The 21,642-nt window shown below is 65.6% G+C and carries 23 protein-coding genes; 13 read left to right on the top strand and 10 right to left on the bottom strand.

The genetic code is table 11. The annotated features are described in order from the left end of the window. Window positions 1-286: 286 nt before the first annotated feature. The 4 genes from AC2ITM_RS01545 to AC2ITM_RS01560 all read left to right on the top strand — a co-directional run bounded on the left by AC2ITM_RS01545 (window position 287) and on the right by AC2ITM_RS01560 (window position 5,599). Window positions 287-1,390 carry an ABC transporter ATP-binding protein gene (locus AC2ITM_RS01545; protein ID WP_486468083.1) on the top strand — a complete coding sequence of 368 codons (1,104 nt, stop codon included), beginning with the start codon at window positions 287-289 and terminating at the stop codon, window positions 1,388-1,390. A gap of 120 nt (window positions 1,391-1,510) precedes the next feature. Next, on the top strand, window positions 1,511-2,593 hold the full coding sequence (locus tag AC2ITM_RS01550) for an extracellular solute-binding protein (protein WP_486468084.1): 1,083 nt from the start codon (window positions 1,511-1,513) through the stop codon (window positions 2,591-2,593). Window positions 2,594-2,709: 116 nt separating this feature from the next. Continuing rightward, window positions 2,710-4,410 (top strand): ABC transporter permease, encoded by a 1,701-nt coding sequence (locus AC2ITM_RS01555; protein WP_486468085.1) that lies wholly within the window; start codon window positions 2,710-2,712, stop codon window positions 4,408-4,410. Between the two features lie 10 nt (window positions 4,411-4,420). Further along, on the top strand, window positions 4,421-5,599 hold the full coding sequence (locus AC2ITM_RS01560; protein ID WP_486468086.1) for an ABC transporter permease: 1,179 nt from the start codon (window positions 4,421-4,423) through the stop codon (window positions 5,597-5,599). 101 nt (window positions 5,600-5,700) lie between these two features. Here the strand turns inward: AC2ITM_RS01560 and AC2ITM_RS01565 are convergent, their stop codons facing one another. Genes AC2ITM_RS01565 through AC2ITM_RS01575 form a run of 3 tightly spaced genes read right to left on the bottom strand, consistent with a single transcriptional unit; the run spans window position 5,701 to window position 7,500 of the window. After that, window positions 5,701-6,462, bottom strand: a complete 762-nt coding sequence (locus AC2ITM_RS01565; RefSeq protein ID WP_486468087.1) for a LamB/YcsF family protein — start codon at window positions 6,460-6,462, stop codon at window positions 5,701-5,703. 53 nt (window positions 6,463-6,515) lie between these two features. Then, complete coding sequence (locus AC2ITM_RS01570) at window positions 6,516-7,217, bottom strand: winged helix-turn-helix domain-containing protein (protein ID WP_486468088.1); 702 nt, start codon at window positions 7,215-7,217, stop codon at window positions 6,516-6,518. Continuing rightward, window positions 7,189-7,500, bottom strand: coding sequence for a hypothetical protein (locus AC2ITM_RS01575; protein WP_486468089.1), 312 nt, complete (start codon window positions 7,498-7,500; stop codon window positions 7,189-7,191). Before AC2ITM_RS01575 ends, AC2ITM_RS01570 begins: the two co-directional genes overlap by 29 nt. A gap of 237 nt (window positions 7,501-7,737) precedes the next feature. On the opposite strand from AC2ITM_RS01575, the gene AC2ITM_RS01580 reads away from it, so the two are divergent. The 3 genes from AC2ITM_RS01580 (at window position 7,738) to AC2ITM_RS01590 (ending at window position 10,136) form a co-directional block, all read left to right on the top strand. Further along, window positions 7,738-8,127 carry a hypothetical protein gene (locus AC2ITM_RS01580; RefSeq protein ID WP_486468090.1) on the top strand — a complete coding sequence of 130 codons (390 nt, stop codon included), beginning with the start codon at window positions 7,738-7,740 and terminating at the stop codon, window positions 8,125-8,127. A gap of 174 nt (window positions 8,128-8,301) precedes the next feature. After that, a complete protein-coding gene (locus AC2ITM_RS01585) occupies window positions 8,302-8,934 on the top strand; it encodes a ribonuclease HII (protein WP_486468091.1) in 633 nt (210 codons plus the stop codon). Between the two features lie 101 nt (window positions 8,935-9,035). Next, window positions 9,036-10,136 carry a DNA methyltransferase gene (locus AC2ITM_RS01590; RefSeq protein ID WP_486468092.1) on the top strand — a complete coding sequence of 367 codons (1,101 nt, stop codon included), beginning with the start codon at window positions 9,036-9,038 and terminating at the stop codon, window positions 10,134-10,136. 96 nt (window positions 10,137-10,232) lie between these two features. On the opposite strand, the gene AC2ITM_RS01595 is transcribed toward AC2ITM_RS01590, so the two are convergent. Continuing rightward, complete coding sequence (locus AC2ITM_RS01595; RefSeq protein WP_486468093.1) at window positions 10,233-10,541, bottom strand: darcynin family protein; 309 nt, start codon at window positions 10,539-10,541, stop codon at window positions 10,233-10,235. 124 nt (window positions 10,542-10,665) lie between these two features. Between AC2ITM_RS01595 and AC2ITM_RS01600 the strand changes: the two genes are divergently transcribed. Then, entirely contained in the window at window positions 10,666-11,232 is a 567-nt protein-coding gene (locus AC2ITM_RS01600) for a TetR/AcrR family transcriptional regulator (protein ID WP_486468094.1), read from the top strand. Here the strand turns inward: AC2ITM_RS01600 and AC2ITM_RS01605 are convergent. Further along, window positions 11,229-12,047 carry a sulfotransferase family protein gene (locus AC2ITM_RS01605; protein WP_486468095.1) on the bottom strand — a complete coding sequence of 273 codons (819 nt, stop codon included), beginning with the start codon at window positions 12,045-12,047 and terminating at the stop codon, window positions 11,229-11,231. The genes AC2ITM_RS01600 and AC2ITM_RS01605 overlap by 4 nt on opposite strands. A 140-nt stretch (window positions 12,048-12,187) precedes the next feature. Between AC2ITM_RS01605 and AC2ITM_RS01610 the strand changes: the two genes are divergently transcribed. The 4 genes from AC2ITM_RS01610 to polA all read left to right on the top strand — a co-directional run bounded on the left by AC2ITM_RS01610 (window position 12,188) and on the right by polA (window position 17,538). Further along, a complete protein-coding gene (locus tag AC2ITM_RS01610) occupies window positions 12,188-13,765 on the top strand; it encodes a DUF5928 domain-containing protein (protein ID WP_486468096.1) in 1,578 nt (525 codons plus the stop codon). Between the two features lie 8 nt (window positions 13,766-13,773). Next, on the top strand, window positions 13,774-14,154 hold the full coding sequence (locus AC2ITM_RS01615; RefSeq protein ID WP_486468097.1) for an HIT domain-containing protein: 381 nt from the start codon (window positions 13,774-13,776) through the stop codon (window positions 14,152-14,154). A gap of 102 nt (window positions 14,155-14,256) precedes the next feature. Further along, window positions 14,257-14,451 carry a zinc-finger domain-containing protein gene (locus AC2ITM_RS01620; protein ID WP_486468098.1) on the top strand — a complete coding sequence of 65 codons (195 nt, stop codon included), beginning with the start codon at window positions 14,257-14,259 and terminating at the stop codon, window positions 14,449-14,451. A gap of 276 nt (window positions 14,452-14,727) precedes the next feature. After that, the gene (gene polA, locus AC2ITM_RS01625; RefSeq protein WP_486468099.1) at window positions 14,728-17,538 is read left to right on the top strand and encodes a DNA polymerase I; all 2,811 of its coding nucleotides are present in this window, start codon (window positions 14,728-14,730) and stop codon (window positions 17,536-17,538) included. A gap of 69 nt (window positions 17,539-17,607) precedes the next feature. Here the strand turns inward: polA and AC2ITM_RS01630 are convergent, their stop codons facing one another. After that, a complete protein-coding gene (locus tag AC2ITM_RS01630) occupies window positions 17,608-18,018 on the bottom strand; it encodes a MerR family transcriptional regulator (protein WP_486469373.1) in 411 nt (136 codons plus the stop codon). Between the two features lie 83 nt (window positions 18,019-18,101). On the opposite strand from AC2ITM_RS01630, the gene AC2ITM_RS01635 reads away from it, so the two are divergent. Beyond that, window positions 18,102-19,067 carry a cation diffusion facilitator family transporter gene (locus AC2ITM_RS01635; RefSeq protein ID WP_486468100.1) on the top strand — a complete coding sequence of 322 codons (966 nt, stop codon included), beginning with the start codon at window positions 18,102-18,104 and terminating at the stop codon, window positions 19,065-19,067. Here the strand turns inward: AC2ITM_RS01635 and AC2ITM_RS01640 are convergent. From AC2ITM_RS01640 to AC2ITM_RS01655, 4 genes are all read right to left on the bottom strand, one after another. Beyond that, a complete protein-coding gene (locus tag AC2ITM_RS01640; protein ID WP_486468101.1) occupies window positions 19,061-19,774 on the bottom strand; it encodes a helix-turn-helix transcriptional regulator in 714 nt (237 codons plus the stop codon). The genes AC2ITM_RS01635 and AC2ITM_RS01640 overlap by 7 nt on opposite strands. Window positions 19,775-19,787: 13 nt before the next feature. Further along, a complete protein-coding gene (locus AC2ITM_RS01645; protein ID WP_486468102.1) occupies window positions 19,788-20,141 on the bottom strand; it encodes a VOC family protein in 354 nt (117 codons plus the stop codon). Window positions 20,142-20,212: 71 nt separating this feature from the next. Continuing rightward, window positions 20,213-21,001, bottom strand: coding sequence for a hydroxypyruvate isomerase family protein (locus AC2ITM_RS01650; protein ID WP_486468103.1), 789 nt, complete (start codon window positions 20,999-21,001; stop codon window positions 20,213-20,215). 39 nt (window positions 21,002-21,040) lie between these two features. Beyond that, window positions 21,041-21,634, bottom strand: coding sequence for a DUF1285 domain-containing protein (locus AC2ITM_RS01655; RefSeq protein WP_486468104.1), 594 nt, complete (start codon window positions 21,632-21,634; stop codon window positions 21,041-21,043). Between the last annotated feature and the right edge of the window lie 8 nt (window positions 21,635-21,642).

Consider the following 21,642-nt stretch of genomic DNA (forward strand, 5'->3'; position numbering starts at 1 on the left):
TCCGCCAGCCGCAACATCAATCGCCAAAAATAGTGGAAAAATAGGGTTTTCATCCATTGGTCGGGATGTGAAGCTTGGGCGGACATGAGTAATATCTAATCGCGAATACGATTCATGCGTGACACTGTGTGATGGAATGCCATCATTCAGTTGGCACAGGGCCCAGAATGCGCAGGCTGGGTCGCGATCAGGACGCAGGGGAAGCCAACCGGGCGGCGCCCCTGGATCCAAGGCTAACGCGGGGACAACTTTCCGCGAAGAAAAAACGAAAAACGGGGAGCCGGAATTGGCAGCAACATCCGAAAGCGAGGCGTTTGTCGCCTTCGAGCGCGTGCAGAAAAGCTATGACGGCGAGACTCTGGTCGTGAAGGATCTGAACCTTTCGATGCCGAAGGGGGAATTCCTGACCATGCTGGGGCCGTCGGGTTCGGGCAAGACGACCTGCCTGATGATGCTCGCGGGCTTCGAGACCGCAACCTATGGCGAGATCAAGCTGGACGGGCGGCCGATCAACAACATCCCGCCACACAAGCGTGGCATCGGCATGGTGTTCCAGAACTACGCGCTGTTCCCGCATATGTCGGTGGCCGAGAACCTCTCGTTCCCGCTGGAAGTGCGCAAGATGGGCAAGTCCGACCGCGAGGCCAAGATCAAGCGGGCGCTGGACATGGTGCAGATGGGCAAGTTCGCCGGCCGTCGTCCGACGCAGCTGTCGGGCGGTCAGCAGCAGCGCATCGCGCTGGCCCGGGCCCTGGTCTTTGAACCCGAGCTGGTGCTGATGGACGAACCGCTCGGCGCGCTCGACAAGCAGCTGCGCGAGCACATGCAGTTCGAAATCACGCGCCTTGCGCATGAGCTGGGCATCACCACGGTCTACGTCACCCACGACCAGACCGAGGCGCTGACCATGTCGGACCGCGTTGCCGTCTTCAACGATGGCCGCATCCAGCAGCTGGCGCCGCCCGACGTGCTGTACGAAGAGCCGGAAAACAGTTTCGTCGCGCAGTTCATCGGCGAGAACAACACCCTGGAAGGCACCGTCAAGGAGATGACCGGCCCGCGCAGCTGCACCGTGCAGCTGGATGGCGGAGAGATCATCGCGGCGCGGCCCGTCAACGTCAGCGAGCCGGGGCAACGCACCCGCGTGTCGATCCGCCCCGAGCGGGTCGAGATGAACCGCGACCGCCTGCAGGAAGGCGCCCATCTGCTAAAGGCCGAGGTGCTGGAATTCATCTACATGGGCGACATCTTCCGCACGCGTCTGCGGGTGGCCGGCAATGACGATTTCGTCGTCAAGACCCGCAACGCCCCCGATCAGGTCCGTCTGAAGAAGGGGCAGCAGGTCGAGATCGGCTGGCTGCCCGACGATTGCCGCGCGCTCGACGCCTGACGTCTTTCCCTTCGCGCGCGGCACCGGACATGCGGCGCGCGAGGGGTCCAGAGATCCCGACCGTCCCGCCCGGGGCGCGGGGTCCTATCACCAAGTATCCGGGCGATAAGGGAGTTTGACATGCATATCACGAAAACCCTGCTGGCAGGCACGGCTCTGGCCCTGGTGGCCGGCGGTGCCAACGCGATGGACCTGACGTTCGTGTCCTGGGGCGGGGCCTACCAGAACTCGCAGCTGAAGGCCTATGTGGAACCCTATGTGAAGGAGCATCCCGACATCTCGGTCACCTGGGATGAATCCTCGGCCGAGGCCGTCGCCAAGCTGCGCGCCATGAACGAGGCCGGCAATGTCACCTGGGATCTGGTGGACGTGGTTGCCGCTGACGCCATCCGCCTGTGCGACGAAGGTCTGGCCGAAGAGATCGACCCCGATGAGGTCCTGGCCCCGGCGCCCGACGGCACCAAGGCCTCGGACGATTTCGGCGACATGCTGGTGTCTGACTGCTTCATCCCGCAGATCGTCTATTCGACCGCTGTCGGCTACCGCACCGACATGGTGCCCGCCGGCGAAGCCCCGCCCTCGTCGATCTGCGACCTGTTCGACATCAAGAAATACCCCGGCAAGCGCGCGCTGGAAAAACGCCCGATCGCCAACATGGAATGGGCGCTTTACTGCGACGGCGTGGCCAAGGACGACATCTACAAGGTCCTGGCCACCGACGAAGGCCAGGAACGTGCGCTGAAGAAGCTGGAAACCATCAAGAGCGACGTGATCTGGTGGTCCGCCGGCGCCGATACGCCGCAGCTGCTGGCCGACAAGGAAATCTTCATGGGCTCGACCTACAACGGCCGGCTCTATTCCGTGATCGTCGATCAGCACCAGCCGGTCGGCATGATCTGGGACATGCAGGTCTATGACCTGGACGGCTGGATCATTCCCAAGGGCCTGTCGCCCGAGCACCTGGAGGCGGTGAAGAAGTTCCTCTACTTCGGCACCGATACCCAGCGTCTGGCCGACCAGGCCAAGTACATCTCCTACGGTCCGGCACGCAAGTCCTCGGCCCCGCTGGTGCCGGAAGCGATGAAGCAGCACATGCCGACCGATCCCGAGAACGCCAAGAACACGCTGCTTTATAACTACGAGTTCTGGGCCGACTACCGCGACGACATCGACGCCAAGTTCCAGGCCTGGCTGGCCAAGTGATCCTGGCCTCGCGCCGCTGAACAGGTGGCGGGCCGGTCCGGCCCGCCACTGCAAGGGGAGGCTTCCGCCACGAAGGACGGGGGCACGCAACAACACGAAAAACCGACAGGGACCACATGAGCGACACGACCCAGACCGGTCCGATGGGCGGCATGCTGTCCAGGGACAAGGCCCGCACCGGCCCGATGCTGGCGGCCGATGGCACGCCCCTGAAACGCAGCCTGAACCGGGCGCTGCGGCGCCAGAAGATGCGGGCGCTGGCACTGATCGCGCCTCTGCTGATCTTCGTCCTGGTGACCTTCATCGCGCCGATCGCGGACATGCTGTTCCGCTCGGTCGAAAACGACATCGTCCCGGACACGCTGCCCGTCACCACCGCTGCGCTGAAAAGCTGGGACCACACCACCGGCCAGCCGCCCTCCGAGAAGGTGTTCGAGGATTTCTACTTCGACATGTACATCGCCGCCGAGGCGAAGGTGCACACCAAGCTCGGCACCCGGCTGAACTACGAGCAGACCGGCCTGTCGTCGATGTTCCGTTCCTCGGGGCGCAAGCTTGAGGGGCTGGGCAAGGATTACCTGAAAGAGCTGAAGAAGATCGACCCGCGCTGGAGCGATCCGCAGGTCGTCTACACGCTGATGCAGGGGCAGGGGGGGCCGGACACCTCCTATGTCGATGCGGCCCTGGGCCGGATCCGCAAGATGGCCGGCGAACACCTGAGCGGCGACGTGGGCTTTGCCCCCTCGGCCAAGATTGCCGCGCTGCTGCCCGATACCACCCGGGCCTATACCGATTTCGCGGTCTTCACCGCGCTGGAGGACGGCAAGACCGTCTCGAAGGAAAAGACCTGGCCTTCGGTCTATGTGGGGCTGGTGCAGGATCTGCAGGGCGCCGATGTCTCGGGCTATACCGGCCCCGAGGCCGACCTGCTGAAGACCACCAAGGCCGCCATGGACCAGATCCAGGTCGTGCCGCTGCGTGAATTTTTCGCGCAGACCGACGAGAAATGGATCGATCCTTCGGTCTGGGCGACGATCCAGACCTACAGCAGCGAATATACCTCGGGCTATTTCCTGAACGCCGTCGACCTGCAGCTGACCCCCGACGGCATCAAGCCGCGCGATGTCGATCAGCAGATCTACATCATGCTGTTCAAGCGCACGATGTTCATGTCCATCGTCATCACCCTGTCCTGCATCGTGCTGGGCTATCCGGTGGCCTGGCTGCTGGCCAACCTGCCGGCGTCCAAGTCGAACCTGCTGATGATCCTGGTGCTGCTGCCGTTCTGGACCTCGTTGCTGGTGCGGACCTCAGCCTGGAAGATCATGTTGCAGCAGCAGGGCGTCATCAATGACGTTCTGGTCTGGCTGGGGCTGGTCGATGACGGGCATCGACTGGTGATGATCAACAACCAGTTCGGCACCATCGTGGCGATGACCCACATCCTGCTGCCCTTCATGATCCTGCCGCTTTATTCCGTGATGCAGGGCATTCCGCCGACCTATCTGCGGGCCGCGAAATCGCTGGGCGCGACCAACTGGACGGCGTTCTGGCGGGTCTATTTCCCGCAGTCGGTGCCGGGCATCGGGGCAGGGTCGATCCTCGTGTTCATCCTGGCCATCGGTTACTACATCACGCCGGAAATCGTCGGCGGCACCACCGGCACGTTCATCTCGAACCGGATCGCCTATCATATCTCCAGCTCGCTGAACTGGGGTCTGGGGGCGGCGCTTGGCGCGATCCTGCTGGTCATCGTGCTGCTTCTGTACTGGGCCTACGACCGCATCGTCGGCATCGACAACGTCAAGCTGGGCTGAGGAGGGCATCATGGCCGTTACCATCGCAAAACCGACCTCTGCCGCCTTTGCCGCAAGCGTCTGTGCCGGCTTCGGGGCCTTCTTCGGGCTGTTCATCGGCACCGCGTCGGGCTCGGGCTTGGCGGGGATCCTGGGGGGGGCGGTGCTGATGTTCGCGCTGTCCTTCCTGTCGGTGCAATTCCTGCGGGCGCAGGAAAAGGCCGCCAAATGGGGCTATGCCGTGGTCTTTGCCGCGGCGGGGGCGCTGTTCAGCGGCATCCCCGGCGCGGTGATGGGGGTGCTGTTCGGGTATTTCTTCGGGCACATCACCTTCTGGCTGGCCTCGGGGCGCTACCGGACCGAGCTGCCGCCCTACCTGACCCCGGGCCAGGTGCTGTGGCACTATGCCTTCCGCACCATCGCGGGCGCCATCCTGGTGTTCCTGATCACCCCGATCCTGGTCGTCATCCCGCTGTCGTTCAACGCCGAGAACTTCTTTACCTTCACGCCCGCCATGCTGCATTTCGATCCCGCAGGCTATTCGCTGAAGCACTACCGTGACTTCTTCACCAGCTCTGACTGGCAGGGGGCGCTGTGGAACTCGGTGCGGATCGCGCCGGTGGCGACGATCCTGGCGGTGGGCTTTGGCACGCTGGCGGCCATCGGCCTGAGCCAGCCGCATGTGCCGTTCCGGCAGTGGATCATGGCGATCCTGATCTCTCCGATGATCGTGCCGCTGATCATCTCGGCGGCGGGGATGTATTTCTTCTATTCCCGCATCGGCCTGCAGGGGACCTATTGGGGTGTGGTGCTGGCCCATGCCGCGCTTGGCATTCCCTTCGTGATCATCACCGTCACCGCGACGCTGGTGGGCTTTGACCGCAGCCTGGTGCGGGCGGCGGCGAACATGGGGGCGAACCCGGTCACCACCTTCTTCCGGGTGCAGATGCCGCTGATCCTACCCGGGGTGATCTCGGGGGCGCTGTTTGCCTTCATCACCTCGTTCGACGAGGTGGTGGTGGTGCTGTTCGTCGGCAGCGCGGGCCAGAAGACGCTGCCCTGGCAGATGTTCACCGGCCTGCGCGAGCAGATTTCCCCCACCATTCTGGCGGTGGCGACGATCCTGGTGGCGATTTCGATCCTGCTGCTGACCACGGTCGAGCTGCTGCGCCGGCGCAGCGAGAAGCTGCGGGGGCTGTCGCCGAGCTGAGGTTTGGGTCTTGCGGAAAGGGAAGGGGGGCTGTCGGCCCCCCTTCTTGCGTCTGGCGACGCAATTCATCCCCCCGAAGGTATTTCGGACAAGAAAATGGATCAGGCGAAGGCGGCGAGGGTGATGCCGGCGGCCGTCAGGCGGGCGCGCAGGTCGCGGGCCATGGCGACGGCGGTGGCGCTGTCGCCATGCACGCAGATCGACTGGGCGGCCAACGGGATGGGATCGCCGCCGACGGTGGGCATCAGGCCGGTGTCGAGGAACTGCAGGATGCGGTCGGCGGCCTGGGCCGGATCGTGGATCATCGCGCCGGGGGTGCTGCGGGGCACCAGCTGGCCTTCGGGGGTGTAGCCGCGGTCGGCGAAGATTTCCGAGACGGTCGGGATGCCCGCGGCATGGCCCGCCTTTTCCAGTTCCGTCCCCGAGACGGCGAGGAGGGCAAGGGTGCCGGGCTGGGCGCGGATGGCTGCGACGATGGCATCGGCGGCGGGGCGGTTGACGCAGGCGAAGTTGTTGAGTGCACCATGAGGCTTCACGTAGGTGACGCGTGCATCTGCCAGGGGCGCGATGCCGGCGAGCGTGCCGATCTGCGCGGCGGTCATGGCGGTGATCTGGGCGGGCGTCATCGGGATCACCCGGCGGCCGAAGCCCAGCGGATCGGCATAGCCCGGATGGGCGCCGATGCTGACGCCCTTTTCCGCACAGAGGCGCAGGCTGGCCAGCATGGTGTCGGGGTCGCTGGCATGGCCGCCGCAGGCGATGTTGGCGGAGGTGACGATGCCCAGCATCGCGTCGTCGTCGCCCATGGCCCAGGGGCCGTAGGCCTCGCCCAGGTCGGAATTCAGGTCGATGGTTCTGGTCATGAAGGCCCCCTTTTGCCGCAGGATCCCGGGGGCGGGCCGGGATGGCAAGCCCCTCAGAGCATCCGGATCACGTCCTTGCCGACCGAAAGGACATAGCCGCGCCGGGCGATGTTCTTGACCAGCAGTTCCGACACGATCTGGTTGCCCAGCGTGTCGCGCAGCCGCTTGATGCGGGTGGCGCCGGCGGCTTCCTCGCAATCGGTTTCCGCCTTGCCCGAGATCACGGATTCGATCTGCGCGCCCGAGAGGACCTCATCATCAAGGCGCGCTTCGGCCAGTACCGAGAGGGTCTCCAGCGCGGCATCCGTCAGCTTGAAGCCGAGGTTGTTGAGGTAGACGGTCTTTTCCTCGCGCGAGATCATCAGGGAGTTGACCTCGATCCCGGCGCGTTCGATCTGCGCCATGCGGCGGTTCAGCATGACCAGCATCAGGATCGCGCCAAGCGCGGCCAGCAGCAGCGCCGCCGAGAACACCAGCAGCACGAAGATCACCATCCGGTACGAGGTCAGCGTTTCCGAGAAGGCCGTGCCCGACAGCGCCAGGATGTTCAGCAGCTTGACCTCGGCCTGGGTGGTCAGGTCGTTGTTGACGAAGATCTGTTCGACCTGGTCGTTGAAGGCGCCGGCATCGGGCAGGTTCAGGAACAGGAAGACGGCGGCCAGGGCCAGGATGCCCACCACCGCGGCCAGGCCGATCACCACCGCCCGGGTGCCCGAGCGGCGCAGGTCAGAAGCGAAGATAGAAGGGTCCGGCATTGGCTTTCCTGCTGTCGAGTCCGCTCTCGTCGAAGACGGACACGATATTGAGCAGGTCATAGCCCGCCTTCGCAAGTCGCTTGCGCATGTCGTCGCTGACCTCGGCCTTGGAGCAGGCGGAAACCTGCATGACGCCGTAGATCAGTTCATACGGGCGGTCGCGCCGGGCCTTGTAATCGGCATAGCAGCCGGCGCTGGCACTGGCCGGGACGGCCAGGGCGGCAAGGGCCAGAAGGGTCAGGGCCGCGATGCGCGGCCAGAGGGGGGGGCGGTTCGGTGTCATGCGGGCACTGTGACCCAGGCACGCAGCGTCACGCAATATCATGGCGGCTTCCTGCCGGTGTTATCCGATAACGGCCAGCAAAACAGGGCCTTTTCCGCTCATGCTATCCGATATCACGGGGCTGATATTGCCCGGCAGGGGGGAGTGACCCCAGTTTGCCCTCAGTCAGGCACGGCCCGCCGCGGCAGAATCGCCCGGTTGAACGGGACGCAGCCATACACCTGAAAGGAGATCGCCATGATCCGCATCGCAAGCCTTCCGCGCCGCCTGGTCACCGGGACCGCAGCCGCGGCCATCGCCCTGGGCATGATCGGCGCCAGCCCCGCGGCCGCCCAGCAGAATGGTGACGTCGCCAAGGTCATCGTCGGCGCCACGGCGCTGGCCATCATCGGCTCGGCGCTGATCAATGAGAACAACCGTCAGCAGCCGCGCTACTACCGGGTCGAGCCGCCGCGCCCGCGCCCCCAACCGATGGCCGTGCGCCCGCTGCCGCGCGACTTTCGCCCCGATCCGCGCCGCGTCCCCGACCGCTTCCGCGATGATCGCCGCGACCACCGCGACTGGCGCGATGCCCGCTGGGACGACCGCCGCGACGGTCGCCATGACTGGGACCGCGACCGCCACTGACCTGCAGGCAGGATGACGGCCCCGCATCGCCCCGGCGCGCCGTCATTCGGGCAGGCCTTCGGACCCATCCGTCCGGGGGCAGACGAGGGGGGCGTCCCCAGGCCCCCCTCGTTTCCGTTGCCCGTTTCCGCCGGGCGCCCTTGCGTGCTGTCACGGCCTTTGCCAAGACAGGCCATGACCGACAGACCGCGCCCCGATTACGCCACCGAAGCCGCCCTGATCGCCCAGGGCCTGATCCTTGTTGCCGGCGTCGACGAGGTCGGCCGCGGCCCGCTGGCCGGTCCCGTGACCGCCGCCGCGGTGATCCTGGATGCCGCCTGCATCCCGCCCGGCATCGACGATTCCAAACGCCTGAGCGAGAAGCGCCGTGACGTGATCCATGACCAGCTGATGGCCGATCATCTGGTGTCGGTCGGCGAAGCCTCGGTCGAGGAAATCGACAGCCTCAACATCCTGCAGGCCAGCCATCTGGCGATGTGCCGCGCCATCGCGGGGCTGACCGAGCGCCCCGATCACGTGTTGCTGGACGGCAACAGGATCCCGAAGGCGCTGAACCTTCCGGCCACCGCCATCGTCAAGGGGGACGCCAGGGTGCTGTCCATCGGGGCGGCCTCGATCGTCGCGAAAATCGCCCGCGACAGGGTGATGCGGGACTTGGCGCAACACTATCCCGGCTACGGCTGGGATCAGAACGCGGGGTATCCCACCCAGGCCCACAAACAGGCGCTACTGGATCTTGGTGTCACCCCACATCATAGACGCTCTTTCGCGCCCGTGCGCAGTATCTTGTGTCGAGAGCAAAACTAACACCCTCATTCAAATAAACAAATTGACGCCGATTCCGCTTTGACTCATCTTGCAAGCACAAGAACGAGCGCGAAAAACAGCGCCGTCACGAGGCAGAGCACATGATCCGTAAACCTGTGAAGGGGGCTAACATGCTCCCACTAAATAGTATTTTGTCCGGAGATTGCGTGGAGGTGATGAATTCCCTCCCCGAGAACTCTGTCGACCTGATCTTCGCAGACCCGCCCTACAACCTGCAGCTTCGCGGGGATCTTCACCGTCCCGACAATTCCAAGGTCGATGCGGTGGACAATGACTGGGACCAGTTCGCCAGTTTCGAAGCCTATGACCGCTTTACCCGTGACTGGCTGAAGGCGGCGCGCCGGATCCTCAAGCCCAACGGGGCGATCTGGGTGATCGGCAGCTATCACAACATCTTCCGCGTCGGTGCCGCGCTTCAGAACGAAGGCTTCTGGATCCTCAACGACGTGGTCTGGCGCAAGTCGAACCCGATGCCGAATTTCCGCGGCAAGCGGCTGACCAACGCCCACGAGACCATGATCTGGGCCTCGAAATCCGAGAAGGCCAAGTACACCTTCAACTACGAAGCCCTGAAGGCGCTGAACGAGGGCACGCAGATGCGCTCGGACTGGGTGCTGCCGATCTGCAACGGCGGCGAGCGTCTGAAGGACGAAAACGGCGACAAGGCCCATCCGACGCAAAAGCCGCAGTCGCTGCTGCATCGCGTGCTGGTGGGCTCGACCAACCCCGGCGATGTCGTGCTGGACCCGTTCTTCGGCACCGGCACCACGGGGGCCGTCGCCAAGATGCTGGGCCGCGACTTCATCGGGATCGAGCGCGAGGAAGCCTACCGTAAGGTTGCCGAAAAGCGCATCGCCCAGGTCCGCAAGTTCGACAACGAGGCCCTGAACGTCTCGACCGCCAAGCGTGCCGAGCCGCGCGTGCCCTTCGGCCAGCTGGTCGAACGCGGCCTGCTGCGCCCCGGAGAAGAGCTGTGGTCGATGAACGGGCGTCACAAGGCCAAGGTGCGCGCCGATGGCACGCTTGTGGGCGATGACGTCAAGGGTTCGATCCATCAGGTCGGCGCCAAGCTCGAGGGCGCGCCTTCGTGCAACGGCTGGACCTACTGGTGCTTCAAGAAGGACGGCCAGACCGTCCCCATCGACCTGCTGCGCCAGCAAATCCGCTCGGAGATGAGCTGACCGTCTTTCCATCATGATCCGCCTGTGTTGCGTGTCCCTCCGGGGGGCGCGATGCAAAACCTTGCCCTGCCGGTTCGTCCGGCAGGGTTTTTTGCTCTATGGGTGACGCATCATCTGGTGTCCGCCCTCTAGTGTGACCACGATATCTTCCAGGCGAAACCAGGGCGTGGTGAAAACGGGACCGTCCCGCAGGGCCTCGATCGCGCGGTGGAAGGCGCGGGGGCTCATCCCCTCGACCATCATCACGTCGGAACAGCGGGCCGAGAACGCCTCGGCATCGAAGAAGCGCACGCCGGTCAGGCCCGCCGCCTGTACCGCCTGCCAGCCAAGGGCATCGCGTTCGGCGCGGGGGATCGACAGGAAGGCGGGCAGGGCGGTCAGCAGCAGGAAATAGGTCTGGGTCATCGGGGCCTCTTGCATCGGTTGCGGATGTGGCCAAGTTTCGCGGCAGGGGCCATCGGGGGCCACTCGCATCCGGGAAGGGGCCGCCTTGTCTGATCATCCCGCTGTCACGCCAAGGAAAACGCCGGTGCAGCCGCGGGCCCGGGCGACTTGTGATGCGATCCTTGAGGCCGCAGCTCGCATTCTGGAACATGGCGGGGCGGCGGCGGTCACCACCAATGCGGTGGCCGATCTGGCCGGGGTCTCGATCGGGTCGCTGTACCAGTACTATCCCGGCAAGGAGGCCATCCTGGCCGAGCTGATCCGCCGGATGCGCGCCGCCCTGCTGGCCGATCTGCAGCGCGCCTGTGCCGGTCCCGGGGATCTGCCTGCCCTGCTGCGCCGTATCCTGGCTGTGGTGCTGGACCATCACCTGTCGCGCCCCTGCCGGATCGCCGCCCTGGAGGCGCTGGAGCCCACCCTGCCGCTGCAGGCTGAAACCGCGGCGCTGGACGCGCAGATCACCGCCCTGCTGTCGGGCCTGCTGGGCAGGCACGGGATCGCCGCGCCCGACGGGGCGGCCCGCGACCTGCAGGTGATCACCACCGCGCTGACCGATGCCGCGCTGGCGCGGGGCGATACGGCCGACCTGCCAGACCGGCTGGCCCGGGCCACCTTCGGCTATCTGGGCCTGCCTTTGCCGCAGCGCCCCTAGTCGCCCAGCTTGGCGTGCACCTCGTCCAGGTCGATTTCGCCCACCGGCATCTTGTTGGCGGGGGTCTCGAAATCATAGCGGAACAGCTGGAAGTCGCGCTTGTACATCTCGTAGACCAGATGCATCGAAAGGTCGTCGAAATAGGCCTCGACCGGGTGGGCGCGGCGGGGCCCGTGGCCTTCGCTTTCGTTGAAGCGCGGGATGGTGGCCAGATCGACCGGCACCGGGGTCTCGATCCGGTCCAGCACGCCCTGCATCCCCTCGTTGAAAGACTCGGTCCAGAAGATCCGGTCGTAGCGGCCGCCATTGGCGATGAAGGTCGCGACATGGCCCGACATGGCGGACCAGTGGATGTCGGGCTCCATCGGGCGGCGCCAGCGGATGGTGTCGCGGGCGAACAGCAGGAACCGGCGAAAGCTGCGGATCTGGTCGAAGTCGTCCTTGCCGTCCGGGCCGCCGACCTCGATGCCGTATTTCTGGATCAGCAGCGGCACCAGGTTGCCGCGGTAGCGGTTGCCGTTCCTCTGAATGCCGCAGACCTTGTCGAAAAAGCTCGACAGGATGCGGGTATAGGGGTTGCGCACGCAGGTGAAGGCAAAGGCCGTGTGATCGCGTGCGGCGGCTTCGATGCGCGGCTGGCTGGCCTCTTGCGACCATTTGTGCAGCCCTTCGGTGGCATCGTGGATGTCGCCTTCGAAGAAGCGACCATGGTCGGAATAGTACAGGATCTGCCCGATGGTCGAGCAGGCACATTTCGGCACGACCCGGTAGAGAACGCTTTCGCTTTCCGTCATCCAGGTTCCCGGGAACCCCATTCGCTTGCCTCCCGATCTGTCGTGCCGCGCCCTGGCGGAATTACCTGCCAGAAGAGCAAGTTTTCTCTCTGATTTCAATCTCTGGTAGTGCCTCCTGTGCCAATCTGAGGCAGAATCCCGGGGGGAGGGCCGCGCACCGCATGGCGAGAATCGCGTTCATACTGCTGTGTCACAAGGATCCTGACGGGATCATCGAGCAGGCGCAGCGGCTGACCGCCGTGGGCGACTACATGGCCATCCATTTCGATGCCCGCGCCCGGCCCGTGGATTACCACAAGATCCGCACCGCTCTGGCGGACAATCCCAACGTGACCTTCGCGCGGCGGCGGGCGAAATGCGGCTGGGGCGAATGGTCTTTGGTCGAGGCGACGCTGCTGGCGGTGCAGGCGGCGGTGGCGGCCTTTCCCAGGGCCACGCATTTCTACATGCTCTCGGGCGATTGCATGGCGATCAAGACGGCGGAATATGCCCATGACTTCCTCGACCGCGAGGAAGTCGACTATATCGAGAGCTTCGATTTCTTCACCTCGGGCTGGATCAAGACCGGCATCCGCGAAGAGCGCCTGATCTACCGCCATTTCTTCAATGAACGCAGGCACAAGTGGTTGTTCTACAAGGGTCTGGCCCTGCAGCAGAAACTGGGGCTGACGCGGCCGGTGCCGGCGGATCTGCAGATCATGATCGGATCGCAATGGTGGTGCCTGCGCCGCGCCACGATCGAGGCGATCCTGGCCTTCTGCGATGCCCGCCCCGAGGTGCCGCGCTTTTTCCGCACCACCTGGATCCCGGACGAGACCTTCTTCCAGACGCTGGTGCCGCATCTGGTGCCGACACGGCAGATCCGCCGCCGAACGCTGACCTTCCTGATGTTCAGCGACTACGGGATGCCGGTCACCTTCTACAACGACCATTACGGGCTGCTGCTGAACCAGGACTACCTGTTCGCGCGCAAGATCTCTCCCGAGGCGCAGCAGATGAAGGAGCGGCTGGGGGCGCTCTATGCTGCCCGCGGACTGGAATTCCGCATTTCCGACGAGGGGCGGCCGCTCTATCATTTCCTGACCGGGCGGGGCCGGATCGGGCGGCGCTTCGGCACCCGTTTCTGGGAGACCGAAAGCTCGCTCGGGCGCGAGCGCGAGCTGATGATCGTGATCTGCAAGAAATGGCATGTCGCCAAGCGGCTGGTGGAACGGATCCATCAGTGCAGCGGCCTGCCGGTGGTCGAATACCTCTTCCACGAAGAGGTCTGCCCGCTGCCCGATCTGGGCGGCATCCAGACCTCGATGGAAAAGCGCACCCGGCACCGGCGGGCGCTGCTGCGGATGCTGTTCGACTATTACGGCACCGACCGGCTGGTGATCTGCATGGATCCCTCGGGGCTGGATCTGCTGCATGACTTCTGCTCGGACCGGGCGCGGACACCGATCCTGGACATCGACTGCGGCTTCAGCGACGCCTACCTGGAAGGGCACGCGCGCAGGGTGGGGCTGGCCGGGCAGAACACCCCGCCCGAGACCCTGCAACGCCTGCTGCCGACGATCCGCAACGACATCACCTTCGAAACCGACCGGATCCGCGACGCGGGCTTCGACCGGCTGCTGCGCCTGCGAGACGGCGCGGGCCTGGCGGAAAACGCCGCCGCCCTTGCCGATTTCCTCTCGGTGTCCCATGACGAGGCGCAGGAGATCCTGTCTCTGCCCCACCTGTTCCTGGATTGAGGTGCCCGATGGCTTTTGACTACGACGACCAGAACATCTTCGCGAAGATCCTGCGCAAGGAGATCCCCAGCACCCCCGTGCTGGAGACCGAGCATACCCTTGCCTTCGAGGACATCCGCCCCCAGGCCCCGGTGCACCTGCTGGTGATCCCGAAGGGCGCCTACGTGACCTATGACCATTTCTGCGCCGAGGCCTCGGATGCAGAGATCCTCGATTTTACCCGTTCGGTGGCAAGGCTGTGCGAGATGGCCGGCGTGTCCTCTGCCACCACGCCGGGCGCGCGCTTCATCTCGAATGCGGGCGATCACGGCGGCCAGGAAGTGCCGCATTTCCACCTGCACATCCTTGGCGGGCGCCCCTTGGGCGTCATGCTGCAACCGGCAGGCTAAGCCCGCCGGCCAGCGCCGCGCCATGTCTTGCGTGTCGCGGCGCTTTCACGTTATTCCAAGACGATGGCCCCTTTCGGGCCCTGACCAGACGAGGGACCGCCGATGCCGATCGAAGCGCCTGAAACCAAGATCGTGGAAAGCAGCAAGATCGCCTGTGATGGCGGCGAGGGGGCCCTGGGCCATCCGCGCGTCTGGCTGCACATCCCCGAGGACACTGGTTTCGTGGAATGCGGCTATTGCGACGCGAAATACATCCTGAAAGGCCATGAGGCCGAGGCACCCGCCGCCAAGGCCTGATCGGCGTCCTGTCATTTGGCATCCGGGAAGGGGGCTCTGCCCCCGCCAGCCTGCGGCTGACTCCCCCGGAGTATTTTCGGTCAGATGACAGGGAAGCCCGGTTCTTCATCATCTGGCGGGAAATACTCCAGGGGTGAATGACGCCCGGTACGGGCGGCAGAGGGGGCAGCGCCCCCTTCTTTCCTTTTCCGAAAACCAGACCCGCCTTGCGCCACGAAGGCGGTGGCCGCGCCTGCCGGAACATGGCAGAACCGGGGCCAGCACAGGAGGCCTGACATGAACGAGACCAAAACCGGCTTCGGCAAGGGATGCCACCTGCACCTGATCGACGGATCGGGCTTCATCTTCCGCGCCTATCATGCGCTGCCGCCGCTCACGCGCAAGTCTGACGGGGCGCCCATCGGGGCGGTCTCGGGCTTTTGCAACATGCTGCACCGCTATGTCGAGGGCAACACCGGCCCCGACGCGCCGACCCATGTCTGCGTTGTCTTCGACAAGTCGGGTCACACCTTCCGCAACGACCTTTATGACCAGTACAAGGCCAACCGCGAGGCCATGCCCGAGGATCTGCGCCCCCAGATCCCGCTGACCCGCCGTGCCACCGAAGCTTTCAACATCGCCTGCAAGGAGCTTCAGGGCTACGAGGCCGACGACATCATCGCGACGCTTGCCTGCCAGGCGCGCGAGGCCGGCGGCCGCGTCACCATCATCTCTTCCGACAAGGACCTGATGCAGCTGGTCGGCGGCGGGGTCGAGATGCTGGACGCGATGAAGAACCTGCGCATCGACCGCGAGGGCGTCGAGGCCAAGTTCGGCGTCGGTCCCGAGCGCGTCGTCGACGTGCAGGCGCTGGCGGGCGATGCGGTCGACAACGTGCCCGGTGCCCCCGGCATCGGCATCAAGACCGCAGCCCTGCTGATCAATGAATGGGGCGATCTGGAAACGCTTCTCGACAATGCCGAGAAGATCAAGCAGCCCAAGCGCCGCCAGACGCTGATCGACAACCGTGCCCAGATCGAGTTGTCGAAGAAGCTCGTGCAACTGGAGTGCAACACGCCGCTCGACTTCACCCTCGACGACCTCGAGGTGAAGGACCCCGAGCCCGAGGTCCTGCTGGGTTTCCTGGCCGAGATGGAGTTCCGCACCCTCACGAAACGCCTGGCCGAGCAGATGGGCGCCGCCGCCCCCGAGATCGACGATGCCCCCACGGCCCCAGCCGCGCAGGATGCGCCCGAAGCGCCCGCCATCGACACCGCCAGCTACCGGATGGTCAGCGATGCCGAAACGCTTCAGACTTGGATCGACCGCATCCGCGAGCGCGGCTATGTTGCCGTCGATACCGAGACCACGGGCCTCGACGAGATGGTCGTCGACCTGGTGGGCATCTGCCTGGCCACCGACCCCGGTCAGGCCTGCTACATCCCGCTTGCCCACAAGGCCGAAAGCGGTGAGGGGCTGTTCCGCTCGGACGAAGCCGTGCCCGGCCAGATGCCCCTCGATGAGGCGCTCAGGATGCTGAAGCCGGTGCTTGAGGATGACAGCATCCTCAAGATCGGCCAGAACATGAAATACGACGCCAAGATCCTGAAGCGTTACGGGATCGACGTCGCCCCCTTCGACGACACCATGCTGATCAGCTACGCGCTGAACGCCGGGCTTCACACCCATGGCATGGATGCGCTGTCCGAACGCTACCTCGGCCATGTGCCGATCCCCACGAAGGAACTGCTGGGCAGCGGGAAAAGCCAGATCACCTTCGACCGCGTGCCCCTCGACAAGGCCACCGCCTACGGGGCCGAGGACGCCGATGTCACCCTGCGCCTGTGGCAGGTGCTGAAACCGCGCCTGCACCGCGAGCAGCTGGCCACCGTCTACGAGACCCTCGAACGCCCGCTCGCCCCGGTGCTGGCCCAGATGGAGATGCACGGCATCAAGGTCGACCGCGACACGCTCTCGCGGATGTCGAACGCCTTCGCGCAGAAGATGGCGGGGCTTGAGGCCGAGATCCACGAACTGGCCGGCGAAACCTTCAACGTCGGCTCTCCCAAGCAGCTTGGCGAAATCCTCTTCGACAAGATGGGCCTGCCCGGTGGCACCAAGGGCAAGACCGGTGCCTACGCGACCGGCGCCGACATCCTCGAAGACCTGGCGACGGAACACGCGCTTCCGGGCCGGGTCCTCGACTGGCGGGCCCTGTCAAAGCTGAAATCGACCTATACGGATGCCCTGCAGGAACACATCAACCCCGACACGGGCCGCGTGCACACCTCCTACCTGCAGACCGGCGCCAACACCGGCCGCCTGTCGTCGAGCGATCCGAACGTCCAGAACATCCCCGTGCGCACCGAGGAAGGCCGCCGCATCCGCGAGGCCTTCATTGCGGATCAGGGCAAGACCCTCGTCTCGCTCGACTACAGCCAGATCGAACTGCGCATCCTCGCCCATGTGGCCAGAATCGAGTCGCTGAAACAGGCTTTCCACGAGGGCCAGGACATCCACGCCGCCACCGCCTCCGAGGTCTTCGGCGTCCCCCTCGACCAGATGACCCCCGAGATCCGCCGCCAGGCCAAGGCGATCAACTTCGGCGTCATCTACGGCATCTCGGGCTTCGGCCTGGCACGCAACCTGCGCATTCCCCGGTCCGAGGCCCAGGGCTTCATCGACCGCTACTTCGAACGCTTCCCCGGGATCCGCGAATACATGGATCAGACGGTGGCCTTCGGGCAGGAACATCTCTTCGTCCAGACCCTCTTCGGCCGCAAGATCCACACGCCGGAAATCGCCGCCAAGGGCCCCCGTGCGGGCTTTGCCAAGCGCGCCGCCATCAACGCGCCGATCCAGGGTACCGCGGCCGACATCATCCGCCGCGCCATGATCCGCATGCCCGAAGCGATCGCCGGGATCCCCGCCAAGATGCTCCTCCAGGTCCATGACGAACTGGTGTTCGAGGTCGACAAGGGCGCCGAAGAGGCCCTGATCACCGCCGCCCGCCATGTCATGGAAACCGCCGCCGAACCCGCGATCCATCTCGACGTGCCGCTGGTGGTCGATGCGGGCCAGGGCGCCAACTGGGCCGAGGCGCACTGACCCCCCTCATTTTCTTGTCCTGAAATACCTCGGGGGAGTCTCCGCAGGAGACGGGGGCAGAGCCCCCTCTCAGTGCTCCCCCAGGCACTGCCCATGGTCGCCAAGCGCCGCGATCAGCCCACAGGGCTCTCCGGGGCCGTGATCACAGACCTCCGACAGCCGCGCCAGCTCCGCTTCCAGCCGTTGCAACCGGGTGATCCGCGCGCGGATGTCCTCCAGATGCTGGCGGGCGATCAGATGGGCATCGGTGCAGTCCCGGCCCCGGTCGCTCAGCTCCAGCAGGTGACGGATCGCCTCCAGCGACAGGCCCAGCTCGCGCGCATGGGCGATGAACTGCAGGCGGTCGCGACCGGCGCGGCCATAGCGGCGCTGGTTGCCTTCGGTGCGCTCGTCCGCCGCCAGCAGGCCCGCAGTCTCGTAATAGCGGATCGTCGGCACTTTGACGCCCGTCTCCCGTGACAGCTCTCCGATGGAAAACATCATTTGCCCCCTTGAAGCTCTAGTCACTAGAGGTCCTATCTTGCCGGTCGACGCATGCAAGACGAAACGAAAGGGGGCCGGCAATGCCGCACGATCATGCCCATCACCACGATCATGCCCATCACCACGATCATGACCATGGCCACGGCCATCACCACCACCACCATGATGTCGACCTGGCCGGAGACCGCAGCCTGGCCTTCGCCGTGGCGATCAACATCCTGCTGACGCTGGTGCAGATCGCGGCGGGGCTGTTCGCGGGTTCGCTCGCGCTGATCGCGGATGCGGTGCACAATCTCTCGGACGCGCTTTCCATGGTGATCGCCTGGGCCGCCCGCCGGATCGCCCGTCGTCCTGCCGATGCCAGCATGACCTTCGGCTATGGCCGGGCCGAGGTCGTCGCCGCGCTGATCAACTATACCACCCTGATCACCATCGCGATCCTGCTGGGCTTCCAGGGCATTGAAAAGCTGTTCGCCCCGGAAGAGGTCCACGGCTGGACCGTGGTGATCGTGGCCGTCGTGGCGCTGGTGATCGACACCTGGACGGCGCTGCTGATCCTGCGCCACGCCAAGGAGGGCGTGAACATGCGCGCCGCCTTCCTGCACAATGTCGCCGACGCCCTGGGCTCGGTCGCGGTGATCGTCGCCGGGGTGCTGATCCTGCTCTACGACTGGCGGCTGATCGACCCGATCGTGACGCTGGGGATCTCGGCCTACATTCTGTGGCACGCCGGATCCGAGATCGGCCCGGTGATCCGCCTGCTGATGCTGGGCAGCCCCGACAGCCCCACGGTCGAGGACGTCGCCCGGGCCATCCGCGCCACCGAAGGCGTCCGCGACGTGCACCACATGCACCTGTGGCACATGCAGGAGCACGAAATCGCCCTGGAGGCCCATGTCGTGCTGGAAGAAGGCGCCGATCCCGCAGGCCCTGCCCGTCACAGCCTGAAGGCGCGGCTGCAGCAGGATTTCGGCCTGACCCATGTCACACTCGAGATCGAGACCCCCGCCCAGGCCTGCGCCGGCGCCAAGCTGATCGGTCACTGATCGCGGGGGCCGTCTTCGGGGATCCGTCCCAGGGCGCGTTCGCGCGCGTAGAAAGCGGCCAGGCTGCGTTCGGGGCTGGCGGGGAAGGGCTCTCCCTCGCTCATCAGGGCGATGCGGTCCAGGCGGAAAGTTCGGAAATCATTTCGCAATTCGCACCAGGCCACCAGCGTCCAGACCTTGCCCCAGAAGAACAGGCCCAGCGGGCGCACCGGGCGTTCGCTGGTCTGGCCAGTGGCATCGACATAGCCCAGATGCAGCCGGATCCGGCCCTGCGCCGCGGCCTCGATCCGGTCCAGGCGGGCCCGCAGGGCCTCGGGCAGGGTGGCAAAGCCCGGCGCGTGGACCGAGACCTGGGCGGCGCGGGTGCGCGCCTCGGGGGGCAGAACGGCGTCGATCTTGGCCAGGGCTTCCTCGGCGGCGGCGGCCATGGCGATGCCGCCCCAGGCGCGGATCATCCGGGCGCCGGCGACCAGTGCCACGATCTCTTCCGAGGTGAACATCAGCGGCGGCAGGTCGTAGCCCGCGCGCATCACATAGCCCACGCCCGCCTCGCCCTCGATCGGGACGCCCGATCCGATCAGGTCGGCAATGTCGCGGTAGATGGTGCGCAGCGACACCTCCATCCGCTCGGCCAGCGCCGCGCCGGTGACAAGCTGCCCGCCCCGCAGATGCTGGACGATGCGGAACAGTCGGTCGGCGCGGCGCATGGCCCTTCCTTCCTCAGGCGGCGGGCTGGAACAGCCCGATGCGGTTGCCGTCGGGATCGCGCATCAGCACGTAGCGACCCGGCGGGATGGTGATGATATCCCCGTCGATCTGCGCCCCTGCGGCGGTGGCACGGTCGCGCGCAGCCTCCAGCGTGTCGGGCACGACCAGATGGATGACATTGCCGCGGCCCTCGCCCACGGGGCCTTCCACCAGATCGCCGCCAACGCCGCCCTGACCGAAGGGCGCGACGCGGTCTGGCCCCATCCGCATGGGCGAGGTGTTCCAGTGAAAGACCGTGTTGTAGAAGGTGATGGCGGTCTCCAGGTTGCGGACCGGGATCTCGGTCCAGATGACGCTGAGGGTCATAGCAGTCTCCTGCGTTCGGGGTTGCGATGACCCCTCTTCGCACAGCCCTGCTGACAGCCTGCCGTCAGCAGTCACGCGGGCCGGCGAAAGGCATCGGTGCCCGCCCTGGCCTCGGCCAGCCAGCCCAGCCCGGCCAGCGTGCGGCCGCGTGGCCGGTAGTCGGCGCCGACCCAGCCCGCATAGCCCGAAGCATCCAGCATGGCGTAGAAATCGGCGAAGGCGGGCCCAGAATCGTCGGGTTCGCCCTGGTCGGTCAGCCCGGCGACCTGCACATGGCCGACGCGGGCGCCGTAGCGCGCCCAGCTGCCCGGCACGTCGCCGGTGATCCGGTGGACATGGTAGGTGTCGAACTGCAGCGACAGGTTCGCGGCCCCCACCGCGTCCAGCACTTCGGTCGCCAGGTCGAGGGACGACATGAAGTAGCCGGGCAGGTCCTGGGCATTCATCGGCTCGATCACCAGGCTTTGGCCGGGGGCGAAATCGCAGGCCCATTTCAGGTTGGCGATCAGCGTTTCCTGCGCCTGGTCCCCCCAGGCGGCGCCCGACATCACATGCACATGCTGCGCCTTCAGAGACTGGGCATAGCGCAGGGCACGGCGGAAATCATGGCGAAAGCGGTCCTTCCCGCCGGGAATGGCGGCGAAACCGGCGGTGCCGCCGGTATAGTTCGGGGGCGGCGCGTTGATCAGCACCAGCGGCAGCCCGGTCAGCCCCAGGGCATTGCGGATCTCCATCGCGGGGCTGTCATAGGGAAACTGCACCTCGACGGCATCGAAACCGGCCTCGGCTGCGGCCGAGACGCGCTCGGGCAGGGGCAGTTCGGTGAAGAGGTTGGTCAGGTTGGCGGCAAATCTGGGCATGGGAGGGCCTCGGGGGGACTGGCCCGACGATAGGGGCCGTCAGGGGGCGGTCAACTCATTCGCGGGGATGATCGGGAAAAATTCCCCGCCCGAGCGGATGCCGAACCAGTCCGCCCCGTCATGCGGCTGGGTGACGCCCAGATCGACCAGCCGGTAAAAGCTCTTGCGGTCGATCAGCGCCTCCAGCCGGTCGCGGATCAGCACATAGGGGGCGGGCTCTCCGGTTTCGGGGTCGCGGGTGACGCGGATCGGATGGTCGGGGCCGGCAGAGGCGCGGTCGGCCACGCTGGTCAGGAACTGCAGCACCTGGTCGGGGCCGGGATTTTCGACCTCGAAATCGACCGCCAGGAAGGGCGCGTCATCGACGGTGATGCCGACCTTTTCAACGGGAGTGACCAGAAAATAGGCATCCCCCTCGCGTTTGAGGATGGTCGAGAACATCCGCACCATCTCCGGGCGACCGATTGGCGTGCCCTGGTAGAACCAGGTCCCGTCGCGGGCGATGCGCATGTCCAGATCGCCGCAGAAGGGGGGATTCCATTTGTGTACCGGCGGAAGCCCGCGACCTTTCGCGGCACGGGCGGCGGCCAGGATACTGTCGGCGGTGACTTTCGGGCTATCATGCGCAGACATAGGTTTGG

It is taken from the genome of Pseudooceanicola sp. NS-SX9, from assembly GCF_057380705.1.

Excerpts from the sequence above, each read along its gene's own strand:
- AC2ITM_RS01550 (WP_486468084.1), top strand. The coding sequence starts at position 1,511 with ATGCATATCACGAAAACCCTGCTGGCAGGCACGGCTCTGGCCCTGGTG.
- AC2ITM_RS01555 (WP_486468085.1), top strand. The coding sequence starts at position 2,710 with ATGAGCGACACGACCCAGACCGGTCCGATGGGCGGCATGCTGTCCAGG.
- AC2ITM_RS01560 (WP_486468086.1), top strand. The coding sequence starts at position 4,421 with ATGGCCGTTACCATCGCAAAACCGACCTCTGCCGCCTTTGCCGCAAGC.
- AC2ITM_RS01565 (WP_486468087.1), bottom strand. The coding sequence starts at position 6,462 with ATGACCAGAACCATCGACCTGAATTCCGACCTGGGCGAGGCCTACGGC.
- AC2ITM_RS01570 (WP_486468088.1), bottom strand. The coding sequence starts at position 7,217 with ATGCCGGACCCTTCTATCTTCGCTTCTGACCTGCGCCGCTCGGGCACC.
- AC2ITM_RS01575 (WP_486468089.1), bottom strand. The coding sequence starts at position 7,500 with ATGACACCGAACCGCCCCCCCCTCTGGCCGCGCATCGCGGCCCTGACC.
- AC2ITM_RS01580 (WP_486468090.1), top strand. The coding sequence starts at position 7,738 with ATGATCCGCATCGCAAGCCTTCCGCGCCGCCTGGTCACCGGGACCGCA.
- AC2ITM_RS01585 (WP_486468091.1), top strand. The coding sequence starts at position 8,302 with ATGACCGACAGACCGCGCCCCGATTACGCCACCGAAGCCGCCCTGATC.
- AC2ITM_RS01590 (WP_486468092.1), top strand. The coding sequence starts at position 9,036 with ATGATCCGTAAACCTGTGAAGGGGGCTAACATGCTCCCACTAAATAGT.
- AC2ITM_RS01595 (WP_486468093.1), bottom strand. The coding sequence starts at position 10,541 with ATGACCCAGACCTATTTCCTGCTGCTGACCGCCCTGCCCGCCTTCCTG.
- AC2ITM_RS01605 (WP_486468095.1), bottom strand. The coding sequence starts at position 12,047 with ATGGGGTTCCCGGGAACCTGGATGACGGAAAGCGAAAGCGTTCTCTAC.
- AC2ITM_RS01610 (WP_486468096.1), top strand. The coding sequence starts at position 12,188 with ATGGCGAGAATCGCGTTCATACTGCTGTGTCACAAGGATCCTGACGGG.
- AC2ITM_RS01615 (WP_486468097.1), top strand. The coding sequence starts at position 13,774 with ATGGCTTTTGACTACGACGACCAGAACATCTTCGCGAAGATCCTGCGC.
- AC2ITM_RS01620 (WP_486468098.1), top strand. The coding sequence starts at position 14,257 with ATGCCGATCGAAGCGCCTGAAACCAAGATCGTGGAAAGCAGCAAGATC.
- polA (WP_486468099.1), top strand. The coding sequence starts at position 14,728 with ATGAACGAGACCAAAACCGGCTTCGGCAAGGGATGCCACCTGCACCTG.
- AC2ITM_RS01630 (WP_486469373.1), bottom strand. The coding sequence starts at position 18,018 with ATGTTTTCCATCGGAGAGCTGTCACGGGAGACGGGCGTCAAAGTGCCG.
- AC2ITM_RS01635 (WP_486468100.1), top strand. The coding sequence starts at position 18,102 with ATGCCGCACGATCATGCCCATCACCACGATCATGCCCATCACCACGAT.
- AC2ITM_RS01640 (WP_486468101.1), bottom strand. The coding sequence starts at position 19,774 with ATGCGCCGCGCCGACCGACTGTTCCGCATCGTCCAGCATCTGCGGGGC.
- AC2ITM_RS01645 (WP_486468102.1), bottom strand. The coding sequence starts at position 20,141 with ATGACCCTCAGCGTCATCTGGACCGAGATCCCGGTCCGCAACCTGGAG.
- AC2ITM_RS01650 (WP_486468103.1), bottom strand. The coding sequence starts at position 21,001 with ATGCCCAGATTTGCCGCCAACCTGACCAACCTCTTCACCGAACTGCCC.
- AC2ITM_RS01655 (WP_486468104.1), bottom strand. The coding sequence starts at position 21,634 with ATGTCTGCGCATGATAGCCCGAAAGTCACCGCCGACAGTATCCTGGCC.